Raw genomic sequence first — 12,700 nt, 5'->3', positions numbered from 1 at the left:
TAAGGGCGAAGGAATACGCCCATCTGCCACATTCCAGACAATGTGGGTTACGTTCATATAAAAGAAGGCATACAGGACTATTTCTGGTCTCCTGCATGCTTTCTTGGTCATCCAGCGATATCGCGCAGGGCGATTTCACTTCTGATGCGTTCAAGCACCTGCTCGACAGACAACTCCGTAGAGTCAAGCTGTATGGCATCAGCCGCCGGCTTGAGCGGGGCTATTGCACGCTGCGTATCACGCTGATCGCGGGCACGTATCTCGTCCAGCAGACCCGGGAGACTAACATCATCGCCCTTTGCCTTCAACTGCAAGTAGCGACGCCTCGCTCTTTCTTCGGCGCTGGCGGTGAGGAAGATCTTGAGCGGAGCGTCCGGAAAAACTACCGTCCCCATATCACGCCCATCTGCGACCAGGCCCGGCAACTCCTTAAAATTTCGCTGACGCTGCAGCAAAGCCTCACGAACAGCGGGCAACGCCGCCACAGCGGATGCACCCGCCGCTACCGCTTCATTGCGAATATCCAGTGTGACATCCGTCCCCTCCAGGATGATCTTGGCAGGTTGACCATTTGTCGCTCCGACGAACTGCACATCCAGATGCGCCGCCAACTGCTGCAGCAACGTCTCGTCATTCAGCGCGACACCATGATCCCGGGCTGCCAGCGCCAGCAGACGATACAAGGCACCTGAATCCAGCAGCTTCCAGCCCAACTCCGTGGCCAGCCGCCCCGCTACGGTGCCTTTACCCGAACCGCTCGGTCCGTCAATGGTAATCACCGGCGCCAACGGATTCACGACTGCGCCTCTTCAGCGACATTCATGCCGACCTGCTTGCACAGCGCCAGGAAGTTGGGGAAGGACGTGGCAACGTTTGCGCAGTCATGGATGCGAATAGGTGCAGTGGCACGCAACGAAGCCACGCTGAACGCCATCGAAATACGATGATCACCATGGCCATGGACTTCGCCGCCCCCTATCGCGCCACCGTCAATGATGATGCCGTCCGGGGTCGTCTCGCACTTTACGCCCAGTGCTTGCAAGCCATCAGCCATCACCTGAATACGGTCCGACTCCTTCACGCGCAACTCTTCAGCGCCTCGCAGTACAGTCCGGCCTTCTGCCACCGCAGCCGCCACAAACAATACCGGGAACTCGTCAATAGCCAGTGGAACCAATGCTTGCGGGATGTCGATACCTTTGAGCTTCGCTGCACGCACATGCAGGTCTGCAACCGGCTCGCCACCCACCTCGCGCAGGTTCTCGAGGGTAATATCGGCCCCCATCAAACGCAGAATGTCGATCACACCGGTACGGGTCGGATTAATCCCGACATGCTCAAGCACCAGATCCGAACCTTCAGCGATCGAAGCGGCAACCAGGAAAAACGCAGAGGAGGAGATATCACCCGGCACTTCAATGTGTGTTGCTGTCAGCTTATGGCCTGACTCAACAGAAGCAGTGGCACCGTTGACTGTCACCGGATAGCCGAAGCCACGCAGCATGCGCTCGGTATGGTCGCGGGTTGGTGCAGGCTCGGTCACCGAGGTCTTGCCTTCAGCGTATAAGCCAGCCAGTAGCAGACAGGACTTAACCTGGGCACTTGCCATCGGCAGGGTGTAATTCATGCCCTTGAGCGCATGCCCGCCTCGAATCGTCATTGGCGGACGCCCTTCGGCGGCGGTTTCAATGACGGCGCCCATTTCACGCAATGGATTGGCCACGCGATTCATTGGACGCTTGGTCAGCGAGGCATCCCCGGTCAGGGTGGTATCAAACGGTTGCGCCGCCAACAAACCTGACAGCAAGCGCATCGAGGTGCCGGAATTGCCCAGATAAATAGGCCCCGGTGGCGCTTTCAGGCCGTGCAGCCCGACACCGTGAATCGTGACGCGCCCCTGATGCGGCCCTTCAATGACCACGCCCATGTCACGAAAAGCCTGCAATGTTGCCAGCGCATCTTCGCCTTCAAGGAACCCTTCCACTTCGGTCGTGCCTTCAGCCAGCGAGCCAAGCATGATCGAGCGGTGGGAAATGGACTTGTCGCCTGGTACACGGATGCGGCCGGTTGCGTGTCCACCAGGATTTGCCAGGAAAATCAGATCATTCGTATTCATAGGGTCCACATATGCCCGGCGGGCCAGGATTTTACCGAAATGCTCGCGAGCAACACGGGCGCGTGTGAACACGCCCAATAATTGATGCCCGTCCCCTGCATCGACCGCGTCGCGCAAGGCGTCGAGATCTGTGCGAAATGTATCCAATGTGCGCAGCACTGCCTCGCGATTGGCGAGGAAAATGTCATGCCACATCACCGGGTCGCTGCCCGCGATTCTTGTGAAATCGCGAAAGCCACCCGCAGCGTAGCGAAAAATATCCAGATTCTCGTTGCGCTTGGCCAGAGAATCCACCAGACCAAATGCCAGCAAGTGTGGCAAATGGCTAGTCGCCGCAAGGACTTCATCGTGACGCTCAACCTGCATGTGCTCGACGTCAGCCCCAAGGGCGCGCCACATCGCATCCACAACCTTGAGCGCTCCGGGGTCCGTGTCGGCTACCGGGGTCAAAATAACTTTGTGCCGCTCGAACAGACGCGCATTTGACGCTTCTACCCCACTTTGCTCAGAGCCCGCAATCGGATGACCCGGGACAAAGCGCGGCGGCATGCTGCCAAACGCTTGAGTAGCTGCGCGCACAATATTGCCTTTGGCGCTGCCGACATCGGTCAGGATGGCCTGGCCCAGATCCATGCCCGCCAATTGAGCGAGCATTTTTTCCATGGCCAGGATCGGCACCGCCAACTGAATCACATCAGCGCCGCGGCAGGCTACTGCCAGATCCGCCTCACAGCGATCAACCACGCCCAGCTCTACGGCCAGGGCACGGGATGCAGCATTGAGATCGACGCCGACCACTTCCACGCACAACCCGCTTTCACGCAGCCCCTTGGCAAAGGAGCCGCCGATGAGCCCCAATCCGACCACTACCAGTCGGCCCACCAAGGGCTTGGCCGACTGTTTCGAGATGACATCACCCACGAGCAAGAACCCTGGTCAACGCTTCAAGCAAGCGGGTGTTTTCAGCGGGCAGCCCCACGGTGATGCGCAGGTGGTTCGGCATGCCGTAGTTGGCGACAGGGCGCACAATCACCCCCTCCTGCAGCAACCCCTGATACACGGGCGCTGCGTCTTGCCCTACATCCAGCGCAATGAAATTGCCTTTGGACGCAATCCAGCTCAGACCCAGCGCCTGGAAACCATCTTGCAACTGCTGCATACCGGCCTGGTTCAGACGCCGGCTTTGTGCCAGATACTCCACATCGCGTAACGCAGCACAGGCAGCCGCCAATGCCAGACTGTTGACGTTGAAGGGCTGACGCACGCGGTTCAGCACATCTGCCACGCCGGCCGCTGACAGGCTGTAACCCACACGCAATGCCGCCAAGCCGTAAGCCTTGGAGAAGGTACGTGATACCAGCAGGTTCGGATAAGCAGACAGAAATTCCAGACCATCTGGCAAATCGCCGCCATCCGCGTATTCGATGTAGGCCTCATCCAGCACCACCAGCACCCGTTGCGGAACATCCTGCAAAAACTCGTTCAACGCATTCGCATCGAACCAGGTCCCGGTCGGGTTGTTCGGGTTGGCAATGAACACCACTCGCGTGGACTCGTCGATCGCGGCCAGCATGGCGGGCAGGTCATGGCCCCAAGCTTTGGCTGGCACTACGCGCGCTTGCGCACCCACAGCCTGCGTGACGATCGGGTACACCGCAAACGCATGCTCGCTGAAGACGGCATTCAGGCCCGGCCCCAGATAGGCTCGCGCCACCAATTCCAGAATGTCATTGGAACCATTCCCCAGCGTGACCTGATCCAGCTCGACGCCACACTGCTCTGCCAGCAATGTCTTGAGGGCGAAACCGTTGCCATCGGGATAACGCGTGAGCTCTGCCAGCGCGTCGCCAATAGCCGCCAACGCTTTAGGGCTGGGCCCCAACGGGTTTTCGTTACTCGCCAACTTGACGATCGTGTCCGGGTTAATCCCCAGCTCGCGCGCCAGCTCGTCCACAGGCTTGCCTGGGACGTAAGGCGAAAGTTGTTGCACGCCCGGCAATGCCAGGGCGAGAAAATCACCGCTCATGTGAAATCGCCTTAAAGAACCGCTTTCGGGTAGGAACCCAACACTTTGAGTGCTACCGCTTCCTGACTGATCTGTTCCAGCACGCTTTTGACCAACGGATCTCGGTGGTGGCCAGCAAAGTCAATGAAGAAAACGTAAGTCCATTTACCACTGCGCGAGGGACGCGTCTCGATGCGCGTGAGATCGATGCCGTTTTCATGAAACGGCACCAGCAACTCATGCAGCGCACCCGGCCGGTTGCTCATGGACACAATGATCGATGTTTTGTCATCACCGGTCGGTGGCACTTCCTGATTGCCGATCATCAAGAACCGCGTGGAGTTGTCCGGGCGGTCTTCAATCTTTTCGGCCAGTCGCGTCAACCCGTAGAGGCCCGCTGCCATATCGCCAGCAATGGCTGCCGAGTTCCACTCACCTTTCACGCGCTTGGCCGCTTCGGCGTTGCTCGATACAGCAATACGCTCGACGTTCGGATAGTGCGCGTCCAGCCACTTGCGGCACTGGGCCAGCGACTGGGCATGGGAATAGATACGGCTGATGCTGTCGGTCTTGGTGTTCTCGCCCACCAGCAAGTGATGGTGAATGCGCAGCTCAACCTCGCCGCAAATCACCATATCGTGCTCAAGGAAGCTATCCAGCGTGTGGTTAACGGCCCCTTCAGTGGAATTTTCCACCGGCACCACACCAAAATTCACTGCCCCGGCCGCCACTTCACGAAACACCTCATCGATGGCAGCCATTGGCTTGCTGATGACGGCATGACCGAAGTGTTTCATTGCGGCGGCTTGCGTGAAGGTCCCTTCAGGCCCCAGGTAAGCCACTTTAAGCGGCTGCTCCAGCGCCAGGCACGACGACATGATTTCGCGGAACAAGCGCGCCATCTCTTCGTTACCTAGCGGGCCTTTGTTGCGCTCCATCACCCGCTTGAGTACCTGCGCCTCACGCTCAGGCCGGTAAAACACCGGCACCTCGCCCTCCGCCAGCGAGCCCATTTTGACGCGCGCGACCTCTTGCGCGCAGCGCGCACGCTCACTGATCAGCTCCAGGACCTTTTCATCCAGGCTGTCAATGCGCAAACGCAGGGCTTTAAGTTCCTGTTCGGACATTAGCCGTGTTCCTTCTCGAACGCCGCCATGTAATCCACCAGCGCATTGACGGCGTTGATGTCCACAGCGTTATAGATCGAAGCCCGCATACCGCCTACCGAACGGTGACCCTTAAGGTTCAACAGGCCGCGTGCCTCGGCACCCGCCAGGAACGGTTTGTCGAGACGGTCATCGGCCAGACGGAACGGGACGTTCATCCACGAGCGGTCGGTCTTGTTGATCGGGTTGCTGTACAGGCCGCTGGCATCGATGAAGTCGTAAAGCGTGCGCTTTTTCACTTCATTGAGCTTGCCAATGGCTTCTACGCCACCCTGCTCTTTCAGCCACTCGAACACCAGGCCAGACAAGTACCACGCCAGGGTCGGCGGCGTGTTGTACATCGAGCCGTTATCGGCCGCGACCTTGTAATCAAGCATCGTCGGGCAGATGGAGCGCGCACGCCCCAGCAGGTCTTCACGGATGATATTGACCACGATGCCGCTCGGACCGATGTTTTTCTGCGCGCCGGCGTAAATCATGCCAAAGCGCGATACATCCACAGGGCGCGACAGGATGTCAGAGGACATGTCGGCCACCAGTGGCACATCACCGGTTTGCGGAATCCAGTCAAACTCCAGACCACCAATGGTTTCGTTAGGCGCGTAATGCACATAGGCCGCGTCCTTATTCAGATTCCACTCGTTCTGACCCGGGATCGCGAAGTAGTCATAAGGCTTGGCCGTGGCAGCCACATTGACCGCACCAAAACGCGACGCTTCTTCAATGGCCTTCTGGGACCAGATGCCCGTGTCGATGTAATCGGCCTTGCCATTTTCCGGCAGCAGGTTCAGCGGGATCTGAGCAAACTGCTGACTTGCGCCGCCTTGCAGAAACAGAACCTTGTAGTTCGAGGGGATAGACAGCAGGTCACGCAGGTCCTGCTCAGCCTTGGTGGCAATGGACACGAACTCATCGCTGCGATGGCTCATTTCCATGACCGACAGGCCTTTGCCATGCCAGTCGAGCAACTCGGACTGGGCACGCAACAGGACAGCTTCAGGAAGCGCAGCTGGACCTGCGCAGAAGTTATAGGCTCGTTTGCTCACATCCACTCTCGCTCTGATTTGGTGGGTCATGCAATAAATCGGTTCTCGGCACTGCGGTTGAACGCGAGACCGCGCCCACGGGGATGCCGATTTTTCATACGGGACAAACAACAAGGGGGCGAATTCTCATCCGCCCCCTGTGTGTCCGCTTATTCTTGCGGTGCTTCTTCGTCAGCGGCAGCCTCTAGCGGTTGCTCGTCGTCAGCGCCGTCCCGGAGGACCTCGCCTTCGATCTCGATACCGTCTTCGCCCTCACCTTCGAGTTCTTCGCCTTCGACTTCCGAAGGCTCCTGAACCCGCTCAAGCCCGACCAGCGTTTCATCGCTTGCCAGCTTGATCAAGGTGACGCCCTGTGTGTTACGTCCCAGGCTCGATACTTCATCGACCCGGGTACGCACCAGAGTGCCCTGATCGGAAATCAGCATGATCTCTTCACCGTCCAGCACCTGAACCGCACCGACCAGACGGCCATTGCGCTCGTTGCTGACCATGGCAATCACGCCCTGACCGCCACGCTTGTATTCAGGGAACTCACTGATCGGGGTGCGCTTGCCATAACCACGCGCCGAAGCCGTCAGGATCTGGCTGCCCTCTTCAGGAATCAGCATCGAAATCAGCTTCTGGCCTTCCGGCAGACGCATGCCGCGCACGCCTCGCGCCGTACGGCCCATGGCACGCACGTCAGACTCTTTGAAGCGCGTCACCTTGCCGCCATCGGAGAACAGCATGACTTCGCGCTCGCCGTCAGTGATCGCGGCGCTGATCAGCACGTCGCCTTCATCCAGTTCCAGGGCGATCAGGCCGACGCTGCGCTGGCGGCTGAAGGCTTCCAGAGGGGTCTTCTTCACAGTGCCGTTGGCAGTGGCCATGAAGATGAAGTGACCTTCGGTGTATTCCTCGACCGGCAGCATGGTGGTGATGTATTCGCCATCATCCAGCGGCAGCAGGTTGACCAGCGGACGACCCCGGGCTGCACGGGAGGCTTCCGGAATTTCATAGGTCTTGAGCCAGTACACCTTGCCTTTGCTGGAGAACAGCAACAGCGTGGTGTGGCTGTTGGCTACCAACAGGTGAGCGATGTAGTCCTCATCCTTGACACCGGTAGCCGACTTGCCCTTGCCGCCACGGCGCTGAGCCTGATAAGCCGCCAGTGGCTGGGTCTTGGCGTAACCACCGTGGGAAATGGTGACCACACGCTCTTCTTCCGGAATCATGTCGCCCAGCGTCAAGTCGAGACGGGCATCCAGGATTTCAGTACGACGCACATCACCGTATTCGGCGCGGATCACTTCCAGCTCTTCGCGAATCACTTCCATCAAGCGCACAGCGCTGTTGAGGATACGGATCAGCTCGCCGATCTGGTTCAGGATTTCCTGGTATTCGGCCAGCAGCTTCTCGTGCTCAAGACCGGTCAGGCGGTGCAGACGCAACTCAAGAATGGCCTGAGCCTGCTCAGGCGACAGGAAGTATTTGCCATCACGCAGGCCGTATTGCGGGTCCAGGTTTTCCGGACGGCAGGAATCGGCACCTGCGCGCTCGACCATGGCCACCACGGCAGTGGACTCCCAAGGCGTGCTGATCAACGCTTCCTTGGCTTCCGACGGCGTAGGCGACGCTTTAATCAGGGCAATCACAGGGTCGATGTTGGACAGTGCAACGGCCTGACCTTCAAGGATGTGACCGCGCTCGCGAGCTTTGCGCAGCTCGAATACCGTACGGCGGGTAACGACTTCGCGGCGGTGGCGCACGAAGGCTTCCAGCAGATCCTTGAGGTTCAGGATGCGCGGACGACCGTCGATCAGGGCCACGATGTTGATGCCGAACACGCTTTGCAGCTGTGTCTGGGCATACAGGTTGTTCAGGATGACTTCCGGGACTTCACCGCGACGCAGCTCGATCACGACACGCATACCGTCTTTGTCGGACTCGTCGCGCAGCTCGGTAATGCCTTCGAGCTTCTTCTCTTTGACCAGTTCGGCGATCTTTTCGATCAGACGCGCCTTGTTCAACTGGTAAGGCAGCTCGGTGATCACGATCTGCTGGCGACCACCGACCTTGTCGATGTCTTCGATGATCGAACGAGCACGCATGTAAATACGGCCACGACCGGTGCGATAGGCTTCGATAATGCCGGCACGGCCGTTGATGATGGCCGCTGTCGGGAAGTCCGGCCCAGGGATGAACTGCATCAGTTCATCGACGCTCAGCTCAGGGTTGTCGATCAGCGCCAGGCAGCCGTCGATCACTTCACCCAGGTTGTGCGGGGGAATGTTGGTGGCCATGCCCACGGCGATACCGCTGGAGCCGTTGACCAGCAAGTTGGGAATACGGGTTGGCATGACCGCCGGGATCATTTCCGTGCCGTCGTAGTTCGGCACCCAGTCCACGGTCTCTTTGTGCAAGTCGGCCAGCAGTTCGTGGGCCAACTTGGTCATGCGCACTTCGGTGTATCGCATGGCGGCGGCGTTGTCGCCGTCGACCGAACCGAAGTTACCCTGACCGTCTACCAGCAGGTAGCGCAGGGAGAATGGCTGAGCCATTCGAACGATGGTGTCGTACACCGCAGTATCACCATGCGGGTGATACTTACCGATTACGTCACCGACCACACGGGCAGATTTCTTGTACGGCTTGTTCCAGTCGTTGTTCAGTTCGCTCATTGCAAACAGCACACGCCGGTGCACGGGCTTCAAGCCATCGCGTGCATCAGGCAGTGCCCGCCCGACAATTACGCTCATTGCGTAGTCGAGGTAGGACTGTTTCAGCTCGTCTTCGATATTGACCGGGAGGATTTCTTTGGCCAGTTCGCCCATGAGAAGCCTGATTCCTTTTTCGGGTGAAACTTCGCCACATCCATTCGGGACGAACGAAGCTCGCCGATGCTGGCCACGTGCCAAGCAACGACTTACGACAAATCAACGAGTTATGACACGGATTTGCGCATTAAGGGCAACCCCTACGGGCCACCCTGGAAACCGCCGGATGTTATCACAATCGCCGCCACGCACCTATCCCCCAGATGCGCATGGCACACAGTAAGCGCACCAATTATCGGCTTAAACGCGCTCTGGGGAGCCGAGAGCGTCTTAATGCAGCCGTTTGCGACACATTAACTGGGCCATTTTGGCGGCATCCGGACGTTCGACGATGCCCTTTTCGGTCACGATCACATCGATCAGGTCCGCGGGCGTGACGTCAAACACCGGATTGAACGCTGACACCTGCGCGCCCACGCGCTTGCCGCCCACGCTCAGCAATTCTTCGCCGTCCCGCTCCTCGATCGGGATCGACTCACCGCTGTCCAGCGCCATGTCAATGGTCGAGCTAGGGGCGACCACCATAAACCGCACGCCATGGTGCATGGCATTGACGGCCAACTGGTAGGTGCCGATTTTGTTCGCCACATCGCCGTTTGCCGTGATGCGGTCAGCCCCCACAATCACCCATGTCACCCCTTTGGTTTTCATGATATGCGCCGCCGCCGAGTCGGCATTCAACGTCACCGGAATCCCTTCATTGGCCAATTCCCAGGCAGTCAGGCGCGAACCTTGCAGCCACGGCCGGGTTTCATCGGCATAGACCTGCTCAATCATGCCTTCTAGGAAGGCCGCACGAATCACCCCCAGCGCCGTACCAAAACCGCCGGTCGCCAGCGCACCGGTATTGCAGTGGGTCAACACCGCCTGGGCGTTGCCTTGATGCCGACGAATCACATCGACACCCAGTTGCGCCATGGTCAGGTTGGCTTCGCGATCACTGTCGTGAATGGCCAGGGCTTCGGCTTCGAGCGCCTCCAGCGCATCCTCGCGATGCTGCACGCGGGCCAGGCGCTCGCGCATACGGTTCAGCGCCCAAAACAGATTGACCGCCGTCGGCCGCGAATCAGCCAATAGCAAAAAGTCGGCTTCCAGCGCCGCCACCCAATCACCGCCAGCCGCCTTGCGCGTGCGTGCAGCGAGCACCACGCCGTAGCCGGCGGCGATACCGATCGCCGGCGCGCCACGCACCACCATGTCGCGAATGGCCTGCGCGACACCCTCAGCGCTGGTGTAGGGCAACCAGCTTTCTTCGAACGGCAAAATACGCTGATCCAACAGATACAGGGCCTCGCCCCGCCAGTCGATGGCCTTCACCTTTTCCGCCGACAACAGTCGATCGCGCATGCCTTCCCCCATCACCCAGAAACAAAGCCGCCGATTATAGCGAGCCCTCCAGCAAGACGCTCGGGTATACTTCGCCTCCTTTTTATAAAGCACTGGACACCCTTTTCGATGCCGACTGCGACTGCGCCCCTCGACTTATTACTGTTGCCAACCTGGTTGGTGCCTGTCGAACCGGCCGGCGTCGTACTCAAGGACCACGGTGTCGGTATTCGTGACGGGCGCATCGTGTTCATCGGCCCGCGCGCAACCGCCCTGAAGCTCACCGCCGTCCAGACCCGCGAGCTGCCCGACAATCTGCTTTGCCCGGGGCTGATCAACGCCCACGGCCATGCAGCCATGACGCTGTTTCGCGGGATGTCCGACGACCTGCCGCTCATGACCTGGCTGCAAGACCATATCTGGCCCGCCGAGGGCAAGTGGGTCGACGAAGCGTTCGTGCGCGACGGCACCGACCTGGCGATTGCCGAACAGCTTAAAGGCGGTATCACCTGCTTCAGCGACATGTACTTTTTCCCCAAGGTCGCCTGCGACCGTGTTCATGAAAGCGGCATCCGCGCGCAAGTCGCGATTCCGATCCTCGACTTCCCGATCCCCGGCGCGAGTTCGGCGGACGAGTCGTTGCGCCAGGCGGTGGAACTGTTTGGCGACCTTAAATTTCATCCAGGGATCAAAATCGCTTTCGGCCCGCATGCGCCCTACACCGTCAGCGACGAGAACCTGGAAAAAATCCGCGTGGTGGCCGATGAGCTGGACGCGTCGATTCATATGCACGTGCACGAAACCGCCCATGAGGTGCATCAGGCGCTGGCGCACACGGGCGAGCGGCCGCTGGCCCGCCTCGCTCGCCTGGGGTTGCTGGGTCCGCGCTTCCAAGCCGTTCACATGACCCAGATCAGCGATGACGACCTGGCGATGCTGGTAGAAAGCAACGCCAGCGTGATTCACTGCCCCGAGTCCAATCTGAAACTGGCCAGTGGCTTTTGCCCGGTCGAGCGTTTATGGCAGGCCGGGGTGAATGTGGCGGTAGGCACAGATGGCGCGGCCAGTAACAATGACCTCGATTTGTTGGGCGAAACCCGCACCGCTGCCTTGCTGGCCAAGGCCGTCGCAGGCTCGGCCACGGCGCTTGACGCTCACCGCGCGTTACGCATGGCGACCCTTAACGGCGCCCGCGCCTTGGGCCTTGAAAGCGATATCGGCTCCATTGAACTCGGTAAATATGCAGACATGGTGGCTTTCGACTTGAGCGGGCTGGCCCAGCAGCCGGTCTACGACCCCGTGTCGCAACTGATCTACGCCACAGGTCGGGACTGCGTCCAGCACCTGTGGGTGGGCGGCAAGCAGTTGGTCGAAGACCGGCGCCTGACCCGCCTGGATGAACAACAGCTGATCGCGAACGCCAAAGCCTGGGGCGAGCGCATCGCCAGCCACACCCATTGAGACCCACGCGGGGGTGTCAGCCCGCCGCATTACCCGGATTTTTCAGTTTTAGAGGATTGACCCATGAGCAACGTTGACCACGCCGAGATCGCCAAATTCGAAGCGCTTGCCCATCGCTGGTGGGACCGTGAGAGCGAATTCAAGCCACTGCACGACATCAACCCGTTGCGCGTCAACTGGATTGACGAGCGCGTGCAACTGGCCGGCAAAAAAGTCCTCGACGTGGGCTGCGGCGGCGGCATTCTCAGTGAATCCATGGCCCAGCGCGGCGCCCAGGTGACGGGCATCGACATGGGCGAGGCGCCATTGGCCGTAGCCCGCCTGCATCAACTTGAGTCCGGCGTGGAAGTGGATTACCGCCAGATCACCGCCGAAGCGCTGGCCGAAGAAATGCCAGAGCAGTTCGACGTGGTCACCTGCCTTGAAATGCTTGAGCACGTGCCCGATCCGGCCTCGGTCATCCGCGCCTGCCATCGTCTGGTCAAACCGGGCGGCCAGGTGTTCTTCTCCACCATCAACCGCAACCCGAAAGCCTATCTGTTCGCGATCATTGGCGCCGAATACATCATGAAGCTGATCCCGCGCGGGACCCACGACTTCAAGAAGTTCATTCGCCCTTCCGAGCTGGGCGCATGGAGCCGTCAGGCCGGACTGAGCGTCAAAGACATCATCGGCCTGACCTACAACCCGCTGACCAAGCATTACAAGCTGGAGTCGGACGTCGACGTCAACTACATGATTCAGACCCTGCGCGAGGAGTAACC

At 59.5% G+C, this 12,700-nt stretch carries 9 protein-coding genes; 2 read left to right on the top strand and 7 right to left on the bottom strand.

Going from position 1 to position 12,700, the window contains the following annotated elements; all coding sequences use genetic code 11:
- Nucleotides 1-107: 107 nt before the first annotated feature.
- The 7 genes from cmk to mtnA all read right to left on the bottom strand — a co-directional run bounded on the left by cmk (nt 108) and on the right by mtnA (nt 10,496).
- Nucleotides 108-797, bottom strand: a complete 690-nt coding sequence (cmk, locus tag IF654_RS08710; protein WP_047275329.1) for a (d)CMP kinase — start codon at nt 795-797, stop codon at nt 108-110.
- Nucleotides 794-3,001 carry a bifunctional prephenate dehydrogenase/3-phosphoshikimate 1-carboxyvinyltransferase gene (locus tag IF654_RS08705; RefSeq protein ID WP_047280465.1) on the bottom strand — a complete coding sequence of 736 codons (2,208 nt, stop codon included), beginning with the start codon at nt 2,999-3,001 and terminating at the stop codon, nt 794-796. The genes cmk and IF654_RS08705 overlap by 4 nt, the downstream gene beginning before the upstream one ends.
- A 28-nt stretch (nt 3,002-3,029) precedes the next feature.
- The gene (gene hisC / locus IF654_RS08700; protein WP_194862581.1) at nt 3,030-4,142 is read right to left on the bottom strand and encodes a histidinol-phosphate transaminase; all 1,113 of its coding nucleotides are present in this window, start codon (nt 4,140-4,142) and stop codon (nt 3,030-3,032) included.
- Nucleotides 4,143-4,153: 11 nt separating this feature from the next.
- Nucleotides 4,154-5,248 (bottom strand): prephenate dehydratase, encoded by a 1,095-nt coding sequence (gene pheA, locus IF654_RS08695; RefSeq protein WP_047275333.1) that lies wholly within the window; start codon nt 5,246-5,248, stop codon nt 4,154-4,156.
- Nucleotides 5,248-6,333 (bottom strand): 3-phosphoserine/phosphohydroxythreonine transaminase, encoded by a 1,086-nt coding sequence (gene serC, locus IF654_RS08690; RefSeq protein WP_047275388.1) that lies wholly within the window; start codon nt 6,331-6,333, stop codon nt 5,248-5,250. Before serC ends, pheA begins: the two co-directional genes overlap by 1 nt.
- Nucleotides 6,334-6,482: 149 nt before the next feature.
- Nucleotides 6,483-9,146 carry a DNA gyrase subunit A gene (gyrA, locus tag IF654_RS08685; protein WP_047275335.1) on the bottom strand — a complete coding sequence of 888 codons (2,664 nt, stop codon included), beginning with the start codon at nt 9,144-9,146 and terminating at the stop codon, nt 6,483-6,485.
- Between the two features lie 273 nt (nt 9,147-9,419).
- Nucleotides 9,420-10,496, bottom strand: coding sequence for an S-methyl-5-thioribose-1-phosphate isomerase (gene mtnA / locus IF654_RS08680; protein WP_047275390.1), 1,077 nt, complete (start codon nt 10,494-10,496; stop codon nt 9,420-9,422).
- 108 nt (nt 10,497-10,604) lie between these two features.
- Between mtnA and IF654_RS08675 the strand changes: the two genes are divergently transcribed.
- Together IF654_RS08675 and ubiG are read left to right on the top strand one after the other, a co-directional pair.
- Nucleotides 10,605-11,936: a TRZ/ATZ family hydrolase gene (locus IF654_RS08675; RefSeq protein WP_194862582.1), complete on the top strand. Its 1,332-nt coding sequence runs from the start codon at nt 10,605-10,607 to the stop codon at nt 11,934-11,936.
- Nucleotides 11,937-11,999: 63 nt separating this feature from the next.
- Nucleotides 12,000-12,698 carry a bifunctional 2-polyprenyl-6-hydroxyphenol methylase/3-demethylubiquinol 3-O-methyltransferase UbiG gene (ubiG, locus tag IF654_RS08670; RefSeq protein WP_047275338.1) on the top strand — a complete coding sequence of 233 codons (699 nt, stop codon included), beginning with the start codon at nt 12,000-12,002 and terminating at the stop codon, nt 12,696-12,698.
- The last annotated feature ends 2 nt before the right edge of the window (nt 12,699-12,700 follow it).

This window comes from Pseudomonas lundensis (assembly GCF_015377145.2).
Lineage (GTDB): Bacteria > Pseudomonadota > Gammaproteobacteria > Pseudomonadales > Pseudomonadaceae > Aquipseudomonas > Aquipseudomonas lundensis.
Note: the sequence above shows the minus strand (reverse complement) of the source record. Positions and strands in the feature narration are given on the sequence as shown.

Excerpts from the sequence above, each read along its gene's own strand:
- hisC (WP_194862581.1), bottom strand. The coding sequence starts at position 4,142 with ATGAGCGGTGATTTTCTCGCCCTGGCATTGCCGGGCGTGCAACAACTT.
- pheA (WP_047275333.1), bottom strand. The coding sequence starts at position 5,248 with ATGTCCGAACAGGAACTTAAAGCCCTGCGTTTGCGCATTGACAGCCTG.
- gyrA (WP_047275335.1), bottom strand. The coding sequence starts at position 9,146 with ATGGGCGAACTGGCCAAAGAAATCCTCCCGGTCAATATCGAAGACGAG.
- mtnA (WP_047275390.1), bottom strand. The coding sequence starts at position 10,496 with ATGCGCGATCGACTGTTGTCGGCGGAAAAGGTGAAGGCCATCGACTGG.
- IF654_RS08675 (WP_194862582.1), top strand. The coding sequence starts at position 10,605 with ATGCCGACTGCGACTGCGCCCCTCGACTTATTACTGTTGCCAACCTGG.
- ubiG (WP_047275338.1), top strand. The coding sequence starts at position 12,000 with ATGAGCAACGTTGACCACGCCGAGATCGCCAAATTCGAAGCGCTTGCC.